General features: G+C 67.5%; 22 protein-coding genes. 8 read left to right on the top strand and 14 right to left on the bottom strand.

All coding sequences use genetic code 11. From position 1 onward, the window contains the following. The first annotated feature begins 156 nt into the window (after positions 1–156). From ccoG to panC, 7 genes are read left to right on the top strand one after another with little or no spacing between them, the layout of a single operon-like run. Positions 157–1,614 carry a cytochrome c oxidase accessory protein CcoG gene (gene ccoG / locus WV31_RS12065; RefSeq protein ID WP_085375559.1) on the top strand — a complete coding sequence of 486 codons (1,458 nt, stop codon included), beginning with the start codon at positions 157–159 and terminating at the stop codon, positions 1,612–1,614. After that, positions 1,615–2,103 carry a FixH family protein gene (locus WV31_RS12060; protein ID WP_085373792.1) on the top strand — a complete coding sequence of 163 codons (489 nt, stop codon included), beginning with the start codon at positions 1,615–1,617 and terminating at the stop codon, positions 2,101–2,103. Next, entirely contained in the window at positions 2,100–4,445 is a 2,346-nt protein-coding gene (locus WV31_RS12055) for a heavy metal translocating P-type ATPase metal-binding domain-containing protein (protein ID WP_085373791.1), read from the top strand. Before WV31_RS12060 ends, WV31_RS12055 begins: the two co-directional genes overlap by 4 nt. Beyond that, positions 4,445–4,606 carry a cbb3-type cytochrome oxidase assembly protein CcoS gene (gene ccoS, locus WV31_RS12050; protein WP_009870367.1) on the top strand — a complete coding sequence of 54 codons (162 nt, stop codon included), beginning with the start codon at positions 4,445–4,447 and terminating at the stop codon, positions 4,604–4,606. Before WV31_RS12055 ends, ccoS begins: the two co-directional genes overlap by 1 nt. 19 nt (positions 4,607–4,625) lie before the next feature. Beyond that, the gene (locus WV31_RS12045; protein ID WP_085373790.1) at positions 4,626–5,369 is read left to right on the top strand and encodes a helix-turn-helix domain-containing protein; all 744 of its coding nucleotides are present in this window, start codon (positions 4,626–4,628) and stop codon (positions 5,367–5,369) included. A gap of 44 nt (positions 5,370–5,413) precedes the next feature. Continuing rightward, positions 5,414–6,238: a 3-methyl-2-oxobutanoate hydroxymethyltransferase gene (gene panB / locus WV31_RS12040; protein WP_085373789.1), complete on the top strand. Its 825-nt coding sequence runs from the start codon at positions 5,414–5,416 to the stop codon at positions 6,236–6,238. After that, positions 6,235–7,089 (top strand): pantoate--beta-alanine ligase, encoded by an 855-nt coding sequence (gene panC / locus WV31_RS12035; protein ID WP_085373788.1) that lies wholly within the window; start codon positions 6,235–6,237, stop codon positions 7,087–7,089. Before panB ends, panC begins: the two co-directional genes overlap by 4 nt. A 103-nt stretch (positions 7,090–7,192) precedes the next feature. Here the strand turns inward: panC and WV31_RS12030 are convergent, their stop codons facing one another. From WV31_RS12030 to WV31_RS12010, 5 genes are all read right to left on the bottom strand, one after another. Then, on the bottom strand, positions 7,193–8,536 hold the full coding sequence (locus tag WV31_RS12030; protein ID WP_085373787.1) for a TldD/PmbA family protein: 1,344 nt from the start codon (positions 8,534–8,536) through the stop codon (positions 7,193–7,195). Positions 8,537–8,599: 63 nt separating this feature from the next. Then, positions 8,600–9,271 (bottom strand): NnrU family protein, encoded by a 672-nt coding sequence (locus WV31_RS12025; RefSeq protein WP_085373786.1) that lies wholly within the window; start codon positions 9,269–9,271, stop codon positions 8,600–8,602. Between the two features lie 4 nt (positions 9,272–9,275). After that, positions 9,276–10,163: a bifunctional methylenetetrahydrofolate dehydrogenase/methenyltetrahydrofolate cyclohydrolase FolD gene (gene folD / locus WV31_RS12020; protein WP_085373785.1), complete on the bottom strand. Its 888-nt coding sequence runs from the start codon at positions 10,161–10,163 to the stop codon at positions 9,276–9,278. After that, complete coding sequence (locus WV31_RS12015; RefSeq protein ID WP_085373784.1) at positions 10,156–10,482, bottom strand: DUF167 domain-containing protein; 327 nt, start codon at positions 10,480–10,482, stop codon at positions 10,156–10,158. Before WV31_RS12015 ends, folD begins: the two co-directional genes overlap by 8 nt. Beyond that, a complete protein-coding gene (locus WV31_RS12010) occupies positions 10,479–10,775 on the bottom strand; it encodes a YggT family protein (protein WP_085375558.1) in 297 nt (98 codons plus the stop codon). Before WV31_RS12010 ends, WV31_RS12015 begins: the two co-directional genes overlap by 4 nt. 112 nt (positions 10,776–10,887) lie before the next feature. Here WV31_RS12010 and WV31_RS12005 point away from each other — a divergent pair, with 112 nt between their 5' ends. After that, positions 10,888–11,751 carry a dienelactone hydrolase family protein gene (locus WV31_RS12005; protein WP_085373783.1) on the top strand — a complete coding sequence of 288 codons (864 nt, stop codon included), beginning with the start codon at positions 10,888–10,890 and terminating at the stop codon, positions 11,749–11,751. Positions 11,752–11,952: 201 nt separating this feature from the next. Here the strand turns inward: WV31_RS12005 and WV31_RS12000 are convergent, their stop codons facing one another. From WV31_RS12000 to WV31_RS11960, 9 genes are all read right to left on the bottom strand, one after another. Beyond that, a complete protein-coding gene (locus WV31_RS12000; protein WP_237051277.1) occupies positions 11,953–12,348 on the bottom strand; it encodes a MarR family winged helix-turn-helix transcriptional regulator in 396 nt (131 codons plus the stop codon). Between the two features lie 100 nt (positions 12,349–12,448). Then, positions 12,449–13,042: a histidine phosphatase family protein gene (locus WV31_RS11995; RefSeq protein WP_085373781.1), complete on the bottom strand. Its 594-nt coding sequence runs from the start codon at positions 13,040–13,042 to the stop codon at positions 12,449–12,451. Positions 13,043–13,051: 9 nt separating this feature from the next. Next, positions 13,052–15,448: a phenylalanine--tRNA ligase subunit beta gene (gene pheT, locus WV31_RS11990; RefSeq protein WP_085373780.1), complete on the bottom strand. Its 2,397-nt coding sequence runs from the start codon at positions 15,446–15,448 to the stop codon at positions 13,052–13,054. Continuing rightward, positions 15,445–16,521 carry a phenylalanine--tRNA ligase subunit alpha gene (pheS, locus tag WV31_RS11985; protein ID WP_085373779.1) on the bottom strand — a complete coding sequence of 359 codons (1,077 nt, stop codon included), beginning with the start codon at positions 16,519–16,521 and terminating at the stop codon, positions 15,445–15,447. The genes pheT and pheS overlap by 4 nt, the downstream gene beginning before the upstream one ends. 85 nt (positions 16,522–16,606) lie before the next feature. Beyond that, complete coding sequence (gene rplT, locus WV31_RS11980; RefSeq protein ID WP_068429145.1) at positions 16,607–16,963, bottom strand: 50S ribosomal protein L20; 357 nt, start codon at positions 16,961–16,963, stop codon at positions 16,607–16,609. Between the two features lie 3 nt (positions 16,964–16,966). Further along, on the bottom strand, positions 16,967–17,170 hold the full coding sequence (gene rpmI, locus WV31_RS11975) for a 50S ribosomal protein L35 (protein WP_085373778.1): 204 nt from the start codon (positions 17,168–17,170) through the stop codon (positions 16,967–16,969). Positions 17,171–17,305: 135 nt separating this feature from the next. Continuing rightward, positions 17,306–18,199, bottom strand: a complete 894-nt coding sequence (locus tag WV31_RS11970; RefSeq protein ID WP_085373777.1) for a DMT family transporter — start codon at positions 18,197–18,199, stop codon at positions 17,306–17,308. Positions 18,200–18,320: 121 nt separating this feature from the next. After that, on the bottom strand, positions 18,321–19,922 hold the full coding sequence (locus tag WV31_RS11965) for an ABC transporter ATP-binding protein (protein ID WP_085373776.1): 1,602 nt from the start codon (positions 19,920–19,922) through the stop codon (positions 18,321–18,323). Further along, positions 19,922–20,944 (bottom strand): ABC transporter permease, encoded by a 1,023-nt coding sequence (locus WV31_RS11960; protein ID WP_085373775.1) that lies wholly within the window; start codon positions 20,942–20,944, stop codon positions 19,922–19,924. Before WV31_RS11960 ends, WV31_RS11965 begins: the two co-directional genes overlap by 1 nt. Between the last annotated feature and the right edge of the window lie 139 nt (positions 20,945–21,083).

The raw sequence follows: 21,083 nt of genomic DNA, 5'->3' as shown, positions 1-21,083 counted from the left end.
CCCACCCTTGTTCCCATGAAGGGCGGGCTCGACGAAAGAAGCATTCTAGATTCGTCGATTTTGGAGTATCACAGCCGGCATGGCGGGGACGGATCGTGACGCACGGTCCCCCGCCTTGTCTTTTGGCCCCCTTTCGCAGCAGAGCGTTTGAACATCATGGCCAGTCCGAAGATCGACCCCTCCCTGAAGAAGCATGCCGGTGACGGCGACGGTCCGCTCTACGCCGAAACCGTCATGATCCACCCGCGCACGGTGAAGGGCACGTTCCGCAATTGGAAATGGGCGGCCATGATCGTCTTGCTGGCGATCTACCACATTGCGCCGTTCCTGCGCTGGGACCGCGGCCCCGACGCCCCCAACCAGGCTATCCTGGCCGACATGACCGGGCGGCGCGGCTATTTCTTCTTCCTGGAGATCTGGCCGCAGGAGGTCTACTACATCACCGGCCTCCTGTTCCTGGCCGCCATCGCCCTGTTCTTCATGAGCTCGCTGGCGGGGCGCATCTGGTGCGGCTTTTTCTGCTTCCAGACGGTCTACACCGACCTGTTCATGTATGTGGAGCGCCTGGTGGTGGGCGACCGCGCCAAACGCATGGCGCTGGATCGGGCCAAGTGGAGCGCCGACAAGCTGGCGAAGAAGGCCGTCATCAACATCGTCTGGCTGATCATCTCGGCCTCGTGCGGCATCGGCTTCACGCTGTATTTCGGCGATGCGCCGACCATGCTGAAGGACATCTTCAGAGGTGCTGAGGACAGCGCCGTCTACGGCACCATCGCCGTGGTGGGGGGCTGCTGCTTCCTGCTGGCGGGATATGCCCGCGAGCAGGTTTGCCTCTACATGTGCCCCTATTCGCGCTTCCAGTCGGCCATGTTCGACGAGCATTCGCTGATCGTCACCTACGAGGAATGGCGCGGCGAGCCCAGGAAGCCCATCCGCAAGACCGAGACCTTCGAGAATCGCGGCCACTGCATCGACTGCAAGATGTGCGTCACGTCCTGCCCCACCGGCATCGACATCCGCGATGGCATGCAGATGGGCTGCATCGGCTGCGCGCTGTGCATCGACGCCTGCAACACCATGATGGACAAGTTCAACCTGCCGCGCGGGCTGATCACCTGGGATTCCTCGGCCAACCTCGCCGCGCGCGAGAAGGGCGAGAAGACCAGGATCAAGCTGGTCCGGGCGCGCACCATCATCTATGTGGCGATCATCGCCGCGGTGAGCGGCCTGATGATTTTCGGCCTGTCGTCGCGCAAGAGCTTCGATATCGCCGTCCAGCACGAACGCTCGCCCCTGTTCGTCCAGCTGTCGGACGGCAGCATCCGCAACGGCTACACCGTCAAGATCCTCAACATGGTGCGCGAGGAACGCGAGTTCGAGGTTACCGTCTCGGGCATCGACGGGCTGGGCCTCACCGTGGTGGGCGGCAAGGCCGAGGGCGCCAAGGCCACCTTGCGGGTGGTGCCCGACGACGTGGGGGCCTTCAACGTTTTCGTCACCGCTCCCGCCGACAAGTTGCAGGGCAAGCGCACGCCGCTGTACTTTACCCTGCGCGAGACGGCCAAGGGCGGAAGCAACCGTCTCGAATCCCTGTTCGCCGGACCGGAGAGGTAAATGCACATGACCGAACAGCGCAAGCCCGGCTGGTGGTATCCCTACATCTTCGTCGGCGGCTTCATGGTGGTGCTGGTGGTGAACTTCACCATGGCGTACTTCGCCAATTCCACCTTCTCCGGCGTCTCCACCGAGCGCCCCTACGAGAAGGGCCTGGCCTTCAACCAGACCATCGAGGCGGCCCGCAAGCAGGAAGCCCTGAACTGGTCCGTGGACCTGCAGGTGGACCCGGCGGCCAATCACGGCGCCCACGTCACCGTCACCTACAAGGATGCCGCCGGCAAGCCGGTGGACGGCATGGAGGTCAAGGCCAGGTTCGTGCGCCCCACCGCCAAGGGCCATGACCGCGAGGTGCTGCTGGCCCCCATCGGCCCCGGAGCCTACGCCACCTTGCAGGAACTGCCCCTGGCCGGGGTCTGGGATCTGGCCCTGGTGGCCACGGGCAAGGACCTTCCCTATTCGGTCAACCGCCGCATCGTGGTGCCGTGACCGCAGCCCTGCTCTGCCGCCATTGCGGAGGACCTGTTCCGGCCGAGCTGGGCGGCGCGTTCTGCTGCAAGGGCTGCGAGGGCGCCTACCATCTGGTCGAGGGCCTGGGCCTCGAGCAGTACTATGCAAGGCGCACCACCGATCCGGCGGCGCGGCCGCTGCGTCCCGACGACGATGCCGACCGCTATCATGATTTCACCGCCCATGTGAGCGTCGACGACAAGGGCGAGGCCAGCCTGCACCTGATGATCGAGGGGCTGCATTGCGGCGCCTGCATCTGGCTGATCGAATCGCTTCTGAACAAGCAGAAGGGCGTCACCTGGGCCCGGGTCAACATGACCACGCGCCGCCTGGTGGTGCGCTGGAGGCACGACGAGACCGAGCCCGGTGCCCTGCTCGCCCCGGTGATCAGTGTGGGCTACCGCCTGGTGCCCTATGATCCCGAGCGCCTGAGCGCCGACACCCACCGCCAGGAAAAGGAATTGCTGCGCGCCATGGCCATCGCCGGCTTCGCCGCCGGCAACGTCATGCTGCTGTCGGTCTCGGTGTGGGCCGGGCACTTCTCGTATATGGGTCCGGCGACGCGCGGCCTGATGCACTGGATCTCGGCCCTGATCGTCCTGCCCGCCGTGGCGTGGTGCGTGCGGCCCTTCGCCCGCTCGGCCGTGTCGGCGCTGCGCTCGGGCCGCACCAACATGGACGTGCCCATCACCATCGGCGTGACGCTGGCCAGCCTGATGAGCCTGTGGGAGACCATCAACGGGGGCGAGTACGCCTATTTCGATTCGGCCATCACCTTGCTGTTCTTCCTGCTGATCGGCCGCTACCTGGATTCGCGGGCGCGCGGGCGGGCGCGCACCACGGTGGAGCACCTGCTGGCCCTGGACGCCGTGGCGGTCACCGTGCTGGAGGACGACGGTTCGCAGCGCATGGCTCCCCCCCACAAGGTGGCCCCGGGCGCGAAGGTGCTGGTGGCGGCGGGCGAGCGCATCGGCGTCGACGGCCGCATCACCGACGGCCGCTCCGACGTGGACACCAGCCTGCTGACCGGCGAAAGCCTGCCGGTGCAGGTGGCGCCCGGCGCCCAGGTCTTCGCCGGCACCATCAATCTGTCGGCGCCGCTGCGGCTCGAGGTGGCGGCGGTGGGCGAGCGCACCCTGCTGGCCGAGATCGTGCGCATGATGGAAGTGGCCGAACAGGGCCGTGCCCGCTACGTGGCCCTGGCCGACCGGGTGTCGCGCTGGTACGCCCCCGTGGTGCATGTGGCCGCCCTGGCCACCTTCTGCGGCTGGACGTTCTTCACCGCGACGGCCTGGCAGGAGGCTCTGCTTTATGCCGTGGCCGTGCTCATCATCACCTGCCCCTGCGCCCTGGCCCTGGCCGTGCCGGTGGTCCAGGTCATCGCCTCGGGCCGGCTGATGCGCCAGGGGGTGCTGGTGAAATCCGCCACCGCCCTGGAACGCTTCGCCGAATCCGACACCGTGGTGTTCGACAAGACCGGCACCCTGACGCTGGGCAAGCCGGTCCTGGCCGAGGACGGCGGCTGGACCAGGGACGACCTGATGGTCGCCGCCGGCCTGTCGCCCGCGTCCCGCCATCCCCTGGCCCGCGCCGTCACCCAGGCCTGCCCGGGGGCGAGCGTGGCCGAGGGCGTGGTCGAGGTGCCGGGCCTGGGCCTGGAGATCCCGGCCCAGGGCATCCGCCTGGGCAGCCGGAAGTTCGTCGGAATCGCCGACGATTCCACCGGCGACGGACCGGAATTGTGGCTGGCCCGTCCCGGCCGCGCGCCGGTGCGGTTTTCCTTCACCGATGCGCTGCGCTCCGACGCTGTCGCCGTGGTGGCCGAACTGCGCCGCATGGGCCTTGCCGTGGAATTGCTGTCGGGCGACCGCCCCGCCGCCGCCGCCAAGGTGGCCGAGGCCTTGGGCATTACGGAATGGCAAGCCGGTTGCGCGCCGGCCGACAAATGCGCCCGTCTGGCCGAATTGGCGGGGCAAGGCCGCAAGGTGCTGATGATCGGCGACGGCCTCAACGACGCCCCGGCGCTGGCCTCGGCCCATGTCTCCATGTCGCCGTCAACCGCGGTGGACGTCAGCCAGACCGCCGCCGACGTGGTGTTCCAGGGCGCCCGCCTCGCCCCCGTCACCGAAACCCTGGAGGTGGCGCGCCTGTCGCGCGTCCTGGTGAAGCAGAATTTCGTGCTGGCGCTGGGCTACAACCTGTTCACGGTGCCGCTGGCCATAGCCGGAATGGTCACCCCCCTCATCGCCGCGATTGCCATGTCCACCTCGTCACTGGTAGTAATTGGGAACGCTCTGCGTCTATCGCGCCGGAGAGGGTAGTGGACAATCTGTTGATGCTGATCCCGGTGGCCCTCGGTTTGGGCTTCGTGGGATTGCTCGGTTTCCTGTGGGCGTTGAAGTCGGGTCAGTTCGATGACCTCGACGGGGCGGCGCATCGCATCCTCTTCGACGACGACGAACAGCCCAAGACCGGGGCCTGAGGGGATGGGTAGCCTGCACATGCCGCCCCTTGATTACGACGCCCACAAGACGCCGCACATCGCCGACCTGCGCTCGCCCCAGTGCCGCAACTGCGACATCGTGCGCGAGATCGCCTTTTGCGCCGACCTCTCCCACGACGAGGTCAAGCGCCTGGCCACCGTGCGCTGCCACGCGGCGCTGCCCGCCAATTTCACGGTGTTCCGCGAAGGCGACGAGGTGGACAACGTCTATTCCATCTCCAACGGCGCGGTGAAGCTGTACAAGCTGATGCCCGACGGGCGGCGCCAGATCATCGGTTTCCTGTTCTCGGGCGATCTGTTCGGCCTTGGCATTGACGGCGGCTATTGCTACACCGCCGAGACCATCACGCCCACCCATCTGTGCCGCTTCACCCACCGCAAGCTGGACAGCCTGATCAGCGAGATTCCCCGCCTGGAGCGCCGCATGTTCACCATGGCGGTCAAGGACCTGGTGTCGGCCCAGGACCAGATGCTGCTGCTGGGCCGCAAGACGGCGCGCGAAAAGGTCGCCACCTTCCTGCTGCGCCTGTCCCAGCGCTCGACCCAGGCGGGCGGCGTGGCCAGCCCGGTGGCGCTGCCCATGAGCCGCGCCGACATCGCCGATTATCTCGGCCTGACCATCGAGACGGTCAGCCGCACCTTCACCCAGCTGAAACGCGACGGCATCATCGGATTGCCGGCGTCGGGTCATTGCATCGTCAATGACTGGGACGCGCTGCGCGAGCTGGCCGAAGGCGCCTGACCCCCCATCTATCCATCCGCTTCCCCAGTGAAAGAGGCCCTCCGGTGAGCACCGAAGTCAGGATCAAACGCATCACCACGCGCGACATCCGCGCCCGCAAGGGAGGCGATCCGCTGGTGGTGCTGACCGCCTATACCGCGCCCATCGCCCGCCTGCTCGATCCGGTCTGCGACATCCTGCTGGTGGGCGATTCGCTGGGCATGGTGGTCTACGGCATGGAGACCACGCTGGGCGTGACGCTGGACATGATGATCAACCACGGCGCCGCCGTGGTGCGCTCGTCTTCGAAGGCCTGCGTGGTGGTGGACATGCCGTTCGGCTCCTACCAGGAAAGCAAGGAGCAGGCCTTTCGCAACTGCGCCCGGGTGATGGCCGAAACGGGCTGCGCCGCCGTCAAGCTGGAAGGCGGCCGCGAACTGGCCGAGACCATCCGCTTCCTGGTGGACCGGGGCATTCCGGTGATGGCCCATATCGGCCTGAAGCCCCAGGCGGTGCATGCCGCCGGCGGCTTCCGCGCCCAGGGCCGCCTCGACGAAGAGGCCGAGGCCATCCGCGCCGACGCCCGCGCCATCACCGAGGCCGGCGCCTTCTCGGTGGTGGTCGAGGGCACGGTGGAGCCGGTGGCCCGCGCCCTTTCGGCGGAAATCGGCATTCCCACCATCGGCATCGGCGCGTCGGCCGCCTGCGACGGCCAGGTGCTGGTGATCGACGACCTGGTCGGGCTGTTCGACGACTTCACCCCCAAATTCGTCAAGCGCTACGCCGATCTGCGCCCCATTATCACCAAGGCGGCCGAGGATTACGCCGCCGAGGTCAAGGCCCGCACCTTCCCCGGACCGGAACATTGCTTCGGGGTGGCGAAGAAATGAGTGCTCCCGTCGCCATCGTGCGGTCCGTCGCCCAATTGCGCGCCCAGGTGGGCGGCTGGCGTGACGCCAAGCTCTCCGTCGCCCTGGTTCCCACCATGGGGGCGCTGCATGACGGCCATCTGTCGCTGGTGCGGCGCGGGCTGGAACTGGCCGATCGCTGCGTCGCCTCGGTGTTCGTCAATCCCACCCAGTTCGGCCCCAACGAGGATTTCGCCCGCTATCCCCGCCAGGAGGAGAAGGACGCCGCCGCGCTGTCCTCGGCCGGCTGCCATGTGCTGTTCGCCCCCACCGTGCCCGAGATGTACCCGGACGGCTTCGCCACCACGGTGAGCGTCAGCGGCGTGTCGGACGGAATGTGCGGCGCGGTGCGCCCCGGCCATTTCGCCGGCGTCGCCACGGTGGTGACCAAGCTTTTGCTGCAATGCCTGCCCGACGTTGCCCTGTTCGGCGAGAAGGATTACCAGCAGTTGGCGGTGATCCGCCGCTTCGCCCGCGACCTGGACATTCCGGTGCGCATCGAAGGGGTGCCTACGCTCCGCGAAGACGACGGCCTGGCCATGTCGTCGCGCAACGCCTATATGACGCCTGAGCAGCGGGCCATCGCGCCCTGGCTGATCCGTGCGCTCACCGGCGTGGCCGACGGCCTGCGCGCCGGGGCCAAGGCCTCCGACCTTTGCCCCATGGCCGCCTCGGGCCTGCTGAAGGCCGGCTTCGATTCGGTGGATTACATCGAGGTCCGCGACGCCGCCTCCCTGGCGCCCGCCGAGCTTCTGGACCGTCCGCTTCGCATCCTGGCCGCCGCCCGCCTGGGCAATACCCGGCTGATCGACAATATCGGGGTGGAGCCTTAGTTCTTTCCGTGTCACCGTCACCCCCGGACTTGATCCGGGGGTCCATGGATGGCCGGGTCAAGCCCGGCCATGACGACGAAATGGAACGCTTGGGCCAAAGGCCCTACCGTCCCGCCACCATCAGCCCGTCGATGCGGCAGGTGGGGGCGTCGATGCCGTGGCGCAGGCCTAAGTCGCTGGCCGGGGTGAGGTTGAGGAACATGTCCTTGAGGTTGCCCGCCACCGTCACTTCGTTGACGGGAAAGACCAGCTCGCCGCCCTTGATCCAGAAGCCCGAGGCCCCGCGCGAATAATCGCCGGTGACGCCGTTGACCCCCTGGCCCGACAGATCGGTGACGTAGAAGCCCTCCGGGATGTCGTGGATCATCTCGCCCGGCGTGATATGGCCGGCTTCCAGATAGAAATTGCTGGCGGACGGCGAGGGCGGCGACGAGGTGCCCCGGCTGGCGTGGCCGGTGGACTGCATCCCCAATTGCCGGGCCGAGCGCAGATCCAGCAGCCAGGTGGTCAGCACTCCGTCCTCGACGATGGCGCGGCGTCGGGTGGCGATGCCCTCGCCGTCGCAGGGGCGCGAGCGCAGGCCGCGCCTGCGGTGGGGATCGTCCACCACCCGCACGCCGCGGGCGAAGATGGCCTGGCCCAGCCTGTCCTTGAGGAAGCTGGTGCCGCGCGCCACTCCGGCGCCGTTGATGGCCCCGGCCAGACTGGACACCAGGCCGCGCGCCACGCGGGGGTCGAAGATCACCGGAACCTGTTTGGTCGCCACCTTGCGTGCACCCAGACGGCGGACGGCGCGGCGGCCGGCCTCGAAGCCGATTTCCTCGGCTTCCCGCAGGTCGGCCAGGAACACCGCCGAGGAATAGTCGTAGTCACGCTCCATGCCCTGCTCGTTGGTGCCGGCCAGCACCGACACCGACAGCGACGACGAGGTCACCGCGTAGGAATGGGCAAAGCCGTTGGAGGCGACGATGGCTACCCCTGAGCGGCCCCAGCCCGCCTCGGCACCCTCGGAATTGGTGATTCCGGGGACCGCGCGGGCGGAATCCTCGGCGGCGCGCACCATGTCGATCAGCGTCTCCGCCGAGGGCTCGTCGGGGTCGCAGACGTCGAGATCGGGAAAGTCGCGGGCCAGCTCGGCCGGGTCGGCCAGGCCGCAATAGGGGTCCTCGGGGATGGAGCGCGCCATGGCCACGGCGCGCTCCACCAGTTCGGCCAAGGCCACCTTGGAGCGGTCCGACGACGAGACGAAGGCCTGGCGCTTGCCGATCAGCACCCGCAGGCCGACGTCGCCCGATTCGGCGCGTTCGAGCCGCTCCAGCGCACCGAGGCGCATGCCCACCGACAGCGAGGCGGAATCGATCAGGACGGCGTCGGCGGCCTCGGCCCCGGCCTTGCGGGCGTCGGCGACCAGATCACTCAGCAGATCGAGGGGGGCAATCCCGGACATGGCGGCGGCTCCGAAAAGGGGGCATTCAGGCTGCCTTGATTCCGGGGCGGCGTAAAGGGGGGATCAGGGCAGGGGCGACAGCCCGATCACCATGGGGTGCAGCCACAGCAGCACGGGATAGAGCGCCAGCCCGCCGATGATGCGGACCCAGCCCAGTTCGGCCAGCAGGGCGCGGGCGTCGAACGCTGCTTGTCCATCCATCTCCCGCCAGCGGTCCCGGCCCAAGGATTTGCGGCGCTTGGCGTCGAGGATGCGCGGCCCCACCAGACACAGCAGGAACAGCGGCACGAACAGCAAAAGCCCGGCCAGATGGCCGTTGGGGATGATGTGGGCGGCGCTCCAGATGCCCAAACCCCAGATGATGGGATGGCGTGTCAGGCGCACGATGCCCGGCCGCGCCGGATCATAGCCCGCCCCGCCGGGGCCGATGGAGAAGGGGTTCTTCTGGGTAAGCCCCAGCACCCAGAACAGGCAGGCGGCGGGCATGGCCAGGGGGGGCACCCAGCGCATCCAGGGCTGCTGCTCCCACACCATCACGGTGGGGGAGGCGAGCGCGGCGGCGATCACCCAGACCAGCAGCAGGGTGGAGACCACCGAATAGCCGGCGTAGAAGCCCTTCTTGCCGTAGCGGGCCTCGATGGGGCCGCGCAGCGGCTTCCAGTTGGAGAGCGAATGCGCCCCCAGGAATATGGCCACCGACAGGACGAGATGGCTCACCTCGCCGGTGAGACTCATTCTCCTAGAACTCCACCTCGGGCAGGCCGTGCAGGCGGGCGCAGGCCACCACGGTATTCCGGAGCAGGCAGGCGATGGTCATGGGACCGACGCCGCCGGGGACGGGAGTGATGGCGCCCGCCACCTTGACCGCCGAGGCGAAGTCCACGTCGCCCACCAGTCTGGTTTTGCCGCCCTCCAGGTCGATGCGGTTGATGCCCACGTCGATCACCGTGGCGCCCGGCTTGATCCAGTCGCCCTTGACCATCTCGGGCCGGCCCACGGCGGCGACGACGATGTCGGCGCGGCGCACCACCTCCGGCAGGTTCTTGGTCTGGGAATGGGCCACGGTGACGGTGCAGCTTTCCTTGATCAGGAGCTGGGCCATGGGCTTGCCGACGATGTTGGACCGCCCGATCACCACGGCGTCCAGGCCGCCCAGCTTGCCCAGATTGTCTTTCAGCAGCAGCAGCGAGCCGAGCGGCGTGCAGGGCACCATGGCATCCATGCCCGCCGCCAGCCGGCCCACATTGACGGGATGGAAGCCGTCCACGTCCTTGGCCGGGTCGATGGCCTCGATCACCTTCTGGGTGTCGATGTGTTTGGGCACCGGCAGCTGGACCAGGATGCCGTGGACCGCCGGGTCCTTGTTCAGGCTTTCGATCAGGAGCAGCAGCGCGTCTTCCGGCGTGTCGGCGGGCAGCTTGTGCTCGAACGAGTTCATGCCGGCTTCGAGCGTGCGCTTGCCCTTGGTGCGCACATAGACCTGGCTGGCCGGGTCCTCGCCCACCAGCACCACCGCGAGGCCGGGGGTGATGCGGTGACGATCCTTCATCTCGGCCACGCGGGCGGCGATGGTCTCGCGCAGTTTGGCGGAAAACAGGTTGCCGTCGATCAGCTTCGCGTCAGTCATGGTTGCTTGCCATCCACTCGTCGAGGCGATGCCGCAGATCCTCGGAATCGCCGGAAATCAAGATCACCTTGCGCCGGTCGGTGGCGCCCAGGACGATGTCCATGTCCGACTTGGGGATCTTCCAAGCCTTGGACAGAAGCTTCAGCAGCGCCGCGTTGGCCTTGCCGTCTTCGGGCACGGCGGTGACCTGCGCCTTCAGCACCGTCCCGCCGTCCGCTTCCTCGGCCGCGCCCATGATGCGGTCGCGCGATGCCTTGGGGGTGAGGCGCAGAGCGACCTTCAGGCCGCCGGGGCAAGGGGTGAAGGGTGAGCCGCTCAAAGGCTGAACCGCACCTGCTCCAGCACCCGGATGATGAAGTACAAGATCAGCCACAGCGCGATGGGCGACAGGTCCACATTGCCGAAATCGGGCAGGACGCGGCGAAGCGGGCGCAGCGCCGGCTCGGTCAGGCGGTAGATCACGTCCAGGATGGTGCGGACCGCCGAGTTGTAGGTGTTGATCACCCCGAAGGCCACCAGCCAGCTGACGATCACCGACGCCAGGATGACGTACCAGTACAGGTTCAGCGCGATCAGAACGACTTCGATCAGCGTATTCAGAATCACAGACATGGGCGGCACCTGCGCGGGCGGTTCCAATGGCGCCCAAACCTATCCAAGCCGGCCTTGTCGCGCAAGGCTGGCGATGCCATCTTGGAAGCACTCTATCAAGGGAGGGGTAAGCATGAACGACGACGTCAAGAGCCTGATGCCCAAAGCCGACATGACGCGGCGCGGCTTCGTGTCGGCCGCCGTGCTGGCCACCGGCTACGCAATGGCGGTCAGCCCCGCCGCGGCCGGGGCCATCAGCACCGATTCGCAAGGGTTGGCGGCCGGCGCGGTGATGATCCCCACCCCCGGCGGCCATCCCATGCCGGCCTATGCCGCCATGCCGGCGGGCAAGGGGCCGTTTCCCACCATCCTGGTGATTCAGGAGATCTTCGGCGTCCACGAGCATATCCGCGACGTCTGCCGCCGCTTCGCCAAGCTGGGCTATCTGGCCGTGGCGCCGGAACTGTATTTTCGCCAGGGCGATCCGTCGGTGCTGACCGACATCCCCACCATCCTGTCCACCATCGTCGCCCGGGTGCCCGACGCCCAGGTGCTCTCGGACCTGGATGCCGCCGCCGCCTGGGCGGCGGCCAATGGTGGCGACGCGGAGCGGCTGGGAGTCACCGGCTTTTGCTGGGGCGGCCGCGCCGTCTGGCTGTACGCCGCCCATAACCCGAAGCTGAAGGCGGCGGTGGCCTGGTACGGCAGGCTGGTGGGCAACGCCACGCCCGAGACGCCGAAGCAGCCGGTGGACGTCGCCGCCGGCCTGATGGCGCCGGTCCTGGGCCTTTACGGCGGCGCCGACCAGGGCATTCCCCAGGACAGCGTCGAGAAGATGAAGGCCGCGGTCAAGCTGGCCCCGGTCAAGGTGGACATGGTGGTCTACCCCGACGCGCCGCATGCCTTCCACGCCGATTACCGACCGTCCTACCGCGAGGCTCCGGCCAGGGACGGCTGGGCCAGGGCCCTGTCCTGGTTCAAGGCCAACGGCGTATAGGGCCGCCGACGTCCGATACCGGTCGGCGTTTGATCAGACTCGTCATGTCATCCCGAGCGCAAGCGAGGGATCTCATCTTTGGAACGGCTTTTCCAATTGGGAAACAGCATCCCAGGCCGAGATCCCTCCGCCCAAGGGCGTCGGGATGACAGATCAATTCAAACGCCGACTAGCATGACTGGCAGTGAAACCCAAGCCTGTTCAGGCCTTGGCCATATCCGTGCGCATCAGGGTCTGCAGCGTCGTGTCCAGGGCCAGGGCCAGGGCTTCCTGCATGTCCATGGGCTGGGCGGCGATGGCGGCGGAGATGCTGCCCAGGGGGTCGTCGTGCAGCAATTCATGGCCCGCCGAGGTGAGTTCCAGGCGATTGCGGCGGCGATCGCCCGGTTCGGGCAGGCGCTCCACCAATCCCTTGCGCACCAGGGCGGCAACCGTCTGGCTGGCGGTGCCGCTGGTGGTGGCGTGGTAATGGGCGAAGTCGGTGACGGTGCGCGATTCCGGGACGGCCTCGGCGAGATAGCGCAGCGCGCTCCATTGGGCGGGGTTCAAGCCCCCCGCAAACGCCGCGCCATTGGCCAGACGCACGATCTGCGTCATAACCTCCGCCGCCGCCCGGGCGGAAAAGCGAATCCTATTGTTACCGTCCATCATACTTCATCATCGCACGGGCATTTGTGCGGCGCAACGGAGCGAGAGGTTATTGAACGCTAATTCGTTCGATGCAGCCTTTTGCCATAAGAAATAGGGCATCCTGCGGCGAGTCGCTCCGCATGGCCCGGTCGGGGTCTTCGCCCGCATAGAGGCCGCGCAGCACCCGTCCAGCGATTCCGTGGCTGACAACCACAAGCTTTTCGCCCGGCTGCAGTTCTCCCAGCCACTGGGCCAGCCGGGTGGAGAGCGCCTGATGGCTTTCGCCGCCGGGGCAGCGGAACACCCAATGGCCCAGTCCCTCGGCCTCCATCATGCCGGGATGCCGAGCCGCCAGCTCGGATTTAGGCAGGCCCGACCAGTCGCCGGTATGAACCTCGCGCAGGCGCTGGTCGAAGGTGATGGCGCGGAAATCCAGCCCGGCCACCTCGCACAGGATGCCGGTGGTCTGGACGCAGCGGCCCAGCGGGCTGGACACCACCCGCCACCGCTGCCGGTCGCCGAGCACGTCCCGCAGCCGCAGGCCGTAGGCCCGCGCCTGGGCCGCGCCCTTGGGCGTCAGCGGCGAATCGCCGTGGCCCTGGACGCGGCCCTCGCGGTTCCAGCGGGTTTCCCCGTGGCGGACCAGGATGATGGTCGGCACGGGCGCCGATCAGCCCCGAAGCTCGCCGCCGGTGGCCTTGACCACCGCAGCGACGATCTTTGCGCCCACCGCCTCGATTTCCTCGTCGGTCAGCGTCTTGTCGCTGGGCTGCAAGGTCACGGTGATGGCCAGCGACTTCTTGCCGGCCGCCATCTTGTCGCCCTCGTAGAGGTCGAACACCGCCACGTCGGTGATCAGGGCCTTGTCGGCGTTCTTCGCCGCACGCACCACCGCGTCCGCCGCCACGCCCGAATCCAGCGTGAAGGCGAAGTCGCGGTCCAGGGGCTGCAGCGCCGAGGCCTTGAGCAGCGGACGCGCCTTGGTGGCCTTGGCCTTTTGCGGCGGCAGGGCTTCGAGGAACAGCTCGAAGCCGACCACCGGCCCCTTGACGTCCAGCTGGCCTAGGATGCCGGGGTGGATTTCGCCGAAGAAGCCCACCGGCTTGTTGCCCAGCTTCAGCGCGCCCGAGCGGCCGGGGTGGTACCAGGCGGGGGCCTCGGCCACCACCTGGAGCGAGTCGGGATTGGCCCCGGCGGCGGCGATCGCCGCCAGGATGTCGGCCTTGGCGTCGAAGGCGTCCACGTTGCGGGCCGGTTCGGCCCAGTGGCGGCCACGCGCTCTTCCGGCACGGATGCCGGCGGCCACCAGACGCTGCTGGCCCGGTTCGGGGCCGTCGAATTGCGGACCCAGCTCGAACAGGCCCAGATCCTTCATGCCGCGATCGGCGTTGCGGCCCGCCGCCGTCACCAGATTGGGCAGCACCGACGGACGCATGACATCGAGATCCGACGAGATGGGATTGGCCAGATGCATCTCCGGGGCGCCGCCGCCGAACATGATGGCCTGGGCCTCTGGCAGGAACGACCAGGTCACCGTCTCCACCAGGCCACGGGTGGCCAACTGACGACGGACCCAGCCGGAGCGGCGCTGGCCCGGCGTCAGCACCGGCTTCGGCATGGCCGGGCGCGGCATGGGGGTGGCGGGGATGTTGTCGTAGCCGTTGATGCGGATGACCTCTTCCACCAGATCGTGCTCGGCGGTGATGTCGCCGCGCCAGGACGGCGGGTTGACGAGAAGCCCATCCGCATGCTCGGCCACGGCGCAGCCCAGGTCGTTGAGGATGCTCTCCATGCGGGCCACCGGCACCTCGACGCCGCCCAGTTCGAAGACGCGGTTGGGGCGCAGCACGATGGATTTCTGCCAGTCGGGCTCGGTGCCGGCGATCACCGCTTCCGAGGCCTCGCCGCCGCACAGATCGAGGATCATGCGGGTGGCCAGCTCCATGGAGGCGACCACGAAGGCGGGATCGACGCCGCGCTCGAAGCGGAAGCGGGCGTCGGACAGGATGTCCAGCTTGCGGCCGGTGGCGGCGGTACGGATGGGGTCGAAATAGGCGGCTTCCAGGAACACCTCGGTGGTCGCCTCGGTGCAGCCGGAATGCTCAGCCCCCAGGATGCCGGCCAGGGCCTCGGGGCCGTTCTCGTCGGCGATGACCGTCATGCCGGCATCCAGCGTGTAGGTCTTGCCGTTGAGGCCGGCCAGGGTCTCGCCGTCCTTCGCCAGCCGGGCGCGGATGTCGCCCTTGACCTTGGCGGCGTCGAAGACGTGCAGCGGGCGGCAAAGGTCGTAGGCGAAGAAATTGGTGATGTCCACCAGGGCCGAGATGGGCCGCAGGCCGATGGCGGTGAGGCGGTCCTTCAGCCATTGCGGGCTGTCGCCGTTCTTCACGCCCCGGATCAGGCGGCCGGCGAACAGCGGGCAGGCATTGGCGGTTTCGGGCGAAAATTCCAGGCGCACGCCGATGGGGCTCTTGAAGGTGCCGGCCACCGGCTCGACCTTCAGGGGCTTCAGCGTGCCCAGGCCGAAGGCGGCCAGGTCGCGGGCGATGCCGCGCACGCCCAGACAATCGACCCGGTTGGGGGTGACCGAGATCTCGATCATGGGGTCGAAGGTCATGATGTCGAGCAGCCTGGCGCCCACCGCGACGGAGGCGTCCAGCTCGGCGATGCCCTCGTGGTCCTCGCCCAGTTTCAGCTCGCGCCACGAGCACATCATGCCCTGGCTTTCCACGCCCCGGACCTTGCCCTTCTTCAGCAATTCGCCGGTGATGGGGATATAGGTGCCCGGCTGGGCCAGGATGACCTTGAGGCCGGCGCGCGCATTGGGGGCGCCGCAGACGACCTGAAGGACGCCCGAGCCGCTGTCCACCTTGCACAGCTTCAGCTTGTCGGCGTCGGGGTGCTTCTCGGCCTCGAGAATATGGCCGACCACGAAGCCGCCCAGATGCTTGGCCGGGTCTTCGATGCCCTCGACCTCGAGGCCGATGGCGGTGAGGCCCACTTCGATCTCGGCCAGGGTGGCGGTGGTGTCGAGATGGGTCCGGAGCCAGTCCAGCGTGAACTTCATCGGGTCAGCCCTCCCGCCAGCGTGGGAACATCCAAGGGTACGAAGCCGTAATGCTTCAGCCACCTAAGATCGGAATCGAAGAAGGTGCGCAGATCGGGGATGCCGTATTTCAGCATGGCCATGCGCTCGACGCCCATGCCGAAGGCGAAGCCCTGGTAGCGGTCGGGGTCGATGCCGCAGTTCCTCAGCACGTTGGGATGGACCATGCCCGAACCGCCGATTTCCAGCCAGCCGGCGCCGGGACCGATCTTCAGCTCGCCGCCTTCGCGCGAACAGCCGATATCCACCTCGGCCGAGGGCTCGGTGAAGGGGAAGAAGCTGGGCCTAAAGCGCACCGGCACGTCGTCCACCTCGAAGAAGGCGCGGACGAATTCCAGCAGACAGCCCTTGAGATGGCCCATATGGGTGATCTCGTCGATGACCAGACCCTCGATCTGATGGAACATCGGGGTGTGGGTCATGTCCGAGTCGCAGCGATAGGTGCGGCCCGGGGCGATGATGCGGATGGGGGGCTTGTTGGCCACCATGGTGCGGATCTGCACGGGGCTGGTGTGGGTGCGCAGCAGGTGGCGCCCGCCGTCGGGCTTCTCGCCGAAATAGAAGGTGTCGTGCATCTGCCGCGCCGGATGCTCGGGCGGAATGTTCAGCGCGTTGAAATTGTGGAAGTCGTCCTCGATGTCGGGACCTTCCGCCACGTCGAAGCCCATCTGGGCGAAGATGGCGGCCATCTCGTCCATGACCTGGGAGATGGGGTGGATGCGCCCCAGGGATTCGGGCCGGGACGGCAGGGTGACGTCGATGCGTTCGCGCGCCAGGCGCTCGTCCAGCGCCTTGGCCTCCAGGCTGGCCTTGGCCTTGGCCAGCGCCGCCTCGATCTCGTCGCGGGCGGCGTTGAGCGCAGCACCCGCGGCCTTGCGCTCGTCGGGGCCCATGGCGCCCAGGGTCTTCATCAGGCCGGTGACGGTGCCCTTCTTGCCCAGGGCGGCGACGCGGGCGGCGTCCAGCTGGTCGAGCGTCGTGGCGGCGGCCAGTTCGGCCAGGGCTTGCGCGCGGAGTTTGTCGAGGTCCTGCATGTCTCTCGTTCCCCAAAGACAGGAAAAGGGGCCGCCCCGATCGGGCCGGCCCCTCTCCAACACATTAGCTTCCCGGCGGGAAGTCCTACCGGAGGGCGGCCTGAGCCTTTTCCACCAGCGACTTAAACGCATCGGGCTCGCGGATGGCGATATCGGACAGGACCTTGCGGTCGAGCGCGATACCGGCCTTCTTCAGGCCGTCCATGAAACGCGAGTACGGCAGGCCGTTGGCACGGGCGCCGGCGTTGATGCGCTGAATCCACAGGGCGCGGAAATTGCGCTTCTTGGCGCGGCGATCGCGGTAGGCGTACCGGAGCGCCTTCTCGACCTTCTGGATCGCGACCCGGAAGCAGGTGCTGGACCGGCCGCGATAGCCCTTGGCGAGCTTGAGAATCTTCTTATGACGGGCGTGCGTGGTGACGCCCCGCTTGACGCGAGCCATTTATCAGCCTCCGTTCGGCAGGAAGTACTTCTTGACGTTGTCCCCGTCCGTCTTGAACAGGACGAAGGTGCCGCGCGCCTGGCGCTTCATCTTCTGGGACTTCGCCGACAGGCAGTGACGCTTGAACGCCACGTTGCCCTTCACCTTGCCGGTGCCGGTGAGCTTGAACCGCTTCTTGGCGGAGCTCTTGGTCTTCATCTTGGGCATTTGCGCTTATCCTTAGTCTGAATGGTTCAGCGGCGAAGAACGGCAAGGCAGCCCTAACAGCCTTGTCCGCTCGCAGAAGGGGACGCTTATAGCTCGGGCGATACTCGAATGCAAGCGGCCGGAATCACTTTCCCCTCACTTCCGGTTCACCAGCCAGATGCCCGCCGCCACCAGCACCATGGCGCCGCCAAGGCCCCAGGTCAGGCGCTCGCCCAGCAGCATTGCCCCGAACACCATGCCGAACAGGGGGGTGAGGAACGAGAAGGCCGACAGCCGTGTCGCGGGGTAGCGGGAGATCAGCCAGAACCATGTCAGGTAGGAGGCGAAGGCGACGATGACGATCTGCCCGGCCAGCGAGGCCCAGACCAGGGCGGAGGGCTCGCCGATGATGCCTCTCTCGCCCAGCAGAACCGAGGCGACGGGCAGCACCAGCGCCGACACCCCCAACTGGTACAGCAGGGTCTTGTTGGGGCTGATGGCCGACAGCCGCGAGGTGCGCACCAGCACGGTGGTCGCCCCCCACATCACCGCCGAGACCAGCAGCATCAGGTCGCCGACCAGCTGGCGGCGGTCGGGCAGGGACAGGCTGTCGCCGAAGGCCAGCACGATGCCGCCGAAGGCGCACAAGAGGCCCAGGACCTGATTGCGGGTCAGGCGCTCGGCCGGGACCAGCCAATGCAGCCCCAGGGCCACCACGAAGGGGGCGGTGTAAAGGAACACCACGGCCCGCGACGCCGGGGTGTATTCCAGGCCCCAATAGATCAGGGCGAATTCGGCGCCGAACAGCAGGCCGGCGGCCAGCCCCGCCTTGCCCGACCCGTCGGACCGGAACAGGGGCACGCCGCGCATGCGGCTCCAGCCCAGCAGCAACAGGGCGGAGCCGCCCGAGCGCAAGCCGGCCTGCAGGACGGGCGAGATGCCGGCATTGGCCACCTTGGCCGCCACCTGGTTGAGGCCCCACAGCGCGCACAAGCCCACCATCAGGGTCATGGCCAGGGCGTCGAGGTGAGTGTGGCGCTGGGGGGTCATGACTTGTCATTCCGAGCGCAGCGAGGAATCTCCGCCTGCTCCGGCACTGCCAAAGGCCCACCGGCCGTCCAGGACGGGATCCCTCGGTCGCGTTGCTCTCTCGGGATGACAGGTGACGCGCTCATGCCACCTCCAGATCGAAGGCCGCCGCCATCAGGGCGCGGGTGTAGGCGGTCCTGGGTGCCTTGAACAGCTCCTCGGCCCGGCCGGCTTCCACCACCTTGCCGTCCTTCATGACGATCAGATCGTCGGCCAGTGCGCGCACCACCCGCAGGTCGTGGCTGATGAACAGATAGGCCAGGGAATGCCGGGCCTGGAGATCGCGCAGCAGATCGACGATCTGGGCCTGGACCGAGACGTCCAGCGCGCTGGTGGGCTCGTCCAGGACGATGAACTTGGGTTTGAGGACCAGGGCGCGGGCGATGGCGATGCGCTGGCGCTGGCCGCCGGAGAATTCGTGGGGGTAGCGGTCGCGGGTGGCGGGGTCGAGGCCCACCTCCGCCAAGGCCTCGCCGATCAGCCGCTCGCGTTCGGCGCGGGGCATGGCGGGCTCGTGCACCTCGAGGCCCTCGCCGACGATGTCGCCCACCGACATGCGCGGGCTGAGCGAGCCGTAGGGGTCCTGGAACACCATCTGCATCTGGCGGCGCAGCGGGCGCAAGGTCCCGGGGCTCATGGAATCGATTTTGGTTCCGGCGAAACTGATCTCGCCGTCGGAGGCCAGCAGCCGCAGCAGCGCCAGGCCCAGCGTGGTCTTGCCGGAGCCGGATTCCCCCACCACGCCGATGGTGTGGCCGCGCCTTAACTCCAGGCTGACGCCGTCCACCGCCTTGACGTGGCCGATGGTCTTGCGCCAGATGCCGGCCTTCAAGGGAAACCAGACCTTCAAGTCGCGGGCGGCCATCACCACCGGCTCTCCTTCCGGCGGACGATGGGGCTTGCCCTTGGGCTCGGCTTCCAGCAGGCGCCGGGTGTAGGGATGCCCGGGAGCGTCGAACACCCGGGGCAGCGGACCGCTTTCCACGATCTCGCCGTTATTCATGACGCAGACCCGGTCGGCCATCTTGCGCACGATACCGAGATCGTGGGTGATGAACAGCAGCGCCATGCCGAGGCGGGCCTGAAGGTCCTTGAGCAGCGCCAGGATCTGGGCCTGGATGGTGACGTCGAGCGCCGTGGTCGGCTCGTCGGCGATGAGGATGTCGGGTTCGCCCGCCAGCGCCATGGCGATCATCACCCGTTGCCGCTGGCCGCCCGACAGCTCGTGGGGCAGGGCGGACAGGCGTTTTTCCGGCTCGGGGATGCCCACCAGGGACAGCAGTTCGACAACCCGGGTCCGCAGCTCCGTGCCGCGCAGGCCCAGATGCAGTTCCAGCACCTCGCCCACCTGCCTCTCGATGGAATGCAGGGGGTTGAGCGAGGTCATGGGCTCCTGGAACACCATGGCGACGCGGCCGCCGCGCACGCTTCGCAACGCCGGCTCCGGCGCGCCCACCAGTTCGGCGCCGTCGAGACGGATGGAGCCCCTGGGATGGGCGGCGCGGGGGTAGGGCAGCAATTGCAGGATGGACAGCGCCGTCACCGACTTGCCCGAGCCGCTTTCGCCCACCAGGGCCAGGGTCTCGCCCTTGGCAAGGGTGAAGGACACGCCCTTGACCGCCTGGACGGGGCCGAAGCTCACGGCGAGGTCATCGACGACCAGCAGGGGAGTCTTCTCTTCCATCATGTGGTTTTCCTGGGATCAAAGGCATCGCGCACCGCTTCGCCCACGAAGACCAGCAGCGACAGCAAGGTGGCGACCACTACGAAGCCGGTCAGGCCCAGCCAGGGGGCCTGCAGGTTCTCCTTGCCCTGGCGCAGCAGATCGCCCAGCGACGCCGAGCCGGGCGGCAGCCCCAGGCCCAGGAAGTCGAGAGCGGTCAGCGACACGATGGAGGAATTGAGGATGAACGGCATGAAGGTCACGGTGGCCACCATGGCGTTGGGCAGCACATGGCGGACCATGATGCGGGAATCGCTCATGCCCAGCGTCCTTGCCGCGCGGACGTAATCGAAGTTGCGCGCCCGCAGGAACTCGGCCCGGACCACGCCCACCAGATTGGTCCACGAGAACAGCACCAGCACCAGCAGCAGGGTCCAGAAGCCCGGCTTGATGATGGAGGCGATGATGATCAGGATCAGCAATTCCGGCAGCCCGCCCCAGATCTCGAGAAAGCGCTGGAAGGCCAGATCCACCTTGCCGCCGAAATAGCCCTGCACCGCGCCGGCGGCCACGCCGATCACCGTGCTGACCAGGGTGAGCGCCAGCCCGAAGCAGATGGACAGGCGCAGCCCATAGATCAGCCGGGCCAGCACGTCGCGGCCCTGGTCGTCGGTGCCCAGCCAGTTGCGGGGCGACGGCGGCGCGGGGTGCTTCATCAGCGGGTCGTAGTTGATGGCGCGGTAATCGTAGGGAACCGGCGGCCACAGGGCCCAGCCCTTTTCGGCGATCTTGGCCACGATGTAGGCGTCGCGGTAATCGGCATAGGTCTTGAAGTCGCCGCCGAAGGTCACCTCGGGGTAGTCCTTGACCATGGGGAAGTACGTTGCCCCGTCATAGCGCACCATGATGGGGCGGTCGTTGGCCACCAGCTCGGCCGCCAGCGTGACCAGGAACAGGGCCAGAAAGATCCACAGGCTCCAGAATCCCCGCCGGTTGCGGCAAAAGGCGTCGAGGCGGCGGCGATCCAAGGGCGTCAGGCGCATGGGGATGTTCCGCCGAAACAGGGGAACTCACCACAGAGACACAGAGACACAGAGATGGCACAGAGAAAAAGAAAGGTTTTTTTCCCTCTGTGTATTCTCTGTGTCTCTGTGTCTCTGTGGTTTATCCCCGGCAAGCCAC

It is taken from the genome of Magnetospirillum sp. ME-1, assembly GCF_002105535.1.
Taxonomy (GTDB): Bacteria; Pseudomonadota; Alphaproteobacteria; order Rhodospirillales; family Magnetospirillaceae; genus Phaeospirillum.
Note: the sequence above shows the minus strand (reverse complement) of the source record. Positions and strands in the feature narration are given on the sequence as shown.

Bases quoted from the DNA above. Each gene is read 5' to 3' on its own strand.
- folD (WP_085373785.1), bottom strand. From the start codon at position 10,163: ATGACTGACGCGAAGCTGATCGACGGCAACCTGTTTTCCGCCAAACTG.
- WV31_RS12010 (WP_085375558.1), bottom strand. From the start codon at position 10,775: ATGTCTGTGATTCTGAATACGCTGATCGAAGTCGTTCTGATCGCGCTG.
- WV31_RS12060 (WP_085373792.1), top strand. From the start codon at position 1,615: ATGCACATGACCGAACAGCGCAAGCCCGGCTGGTGGTATCCCTACATC.
- panC (WP_085373788.1), top strand. From the start codon at position 6,235: ATGAGTGCTCCCGTCGCCATCGTGCGGTCCGTCGCCCAATTGCGCGCC.
- WV31_RS12045 (WP_085373790.1), top strand. From the start codon at position 4,626: ATGCCGCCCCTTGATTACGACGCCCACAAGACGCCGCACATCGCCGAC.
- pheT (WP_085373780.1), bottom strand. From the start codon at position 15,448: ATGAAGTTCACGCTGGACTGGCTCCGGACCCATCTCGACACCACCGCC.
- rpmI (WP_085373778.1), bottom strand. From the start codon at position 17,170: ATGCCCAAGATGAAGACCAAGAGCTCCGCCAAGAAGCGGTTCAAGCTC.
- WV31_RS12025 (WP_085373786.1), bottom strand. From the start codon at position 9,271: ATGAGTCTCACCGGCGAGGTGAGCCATCTCGTCCTGTCGGTGGCCATA.
- WV31_RS12005 (WP_085373783.1), top strand. From the start codon at position 10,888: ATGAACGACGACGTCAAGAGCCTGATGCCCAAAGCCGACATGACGCGG.
- WV31_RS12030 (WP_085373787.1), bottom strand. From the start codon at position 8,536: ATGTCCGGGATTGCCCCCCTCGATCTGCTGAGTGATCTGGTCGCCGAC.
- rplT (WP_068429145.1), bottom strand. From the start codon at position 16,963: ATGGCTCGCGTCAAGCGGGGCGTCACCACGCACGCCCGTCATAAGAAG.
- WV31_RS12000 (WP_237051277.1), bottom strand. From the start codon at position 12,348: ATGACGCAGATCGTGCGTCTGGCCAATGGCGCGGCGTTTGCGGGGGGC.
- ccoG (WP_085375559.1), top strand. From the start codon at position 157: ATGGCCAGTCCGAAGATCGACCCCTCCCTGAAGAAGCATGCCGGTGAC.
- WV31_RS11960 (WP_085373775.1), bottom strand. From the start codon at position 20,944: ATGCGCCTGACGCCCTTGGATCGCCGCCGCCTCGACGCCTTTTGCCGC.
- WV31_RS11970 (WP_085373777.1), bottom strand. From the start codon at position 18,199: ATGACCCCCCAGCGCCACACTCACCTCGACGCCCTGGCCATGACCCTG.
- WV31_RS11965 (WP_085373776.1), bottom strand. From the start codon at position 19,922: ATGGAAGAGAAGACTCCCCTGCTGGTCGTCGATGACCTCGCCGTGAGC.
- pheS (WP_085373779.1), bottom strand. From the start codon at position 16,521: ATGCAGGACCTCGACAAACTCCGCGCGCAAGCCCTGGCCGAACTGGCC.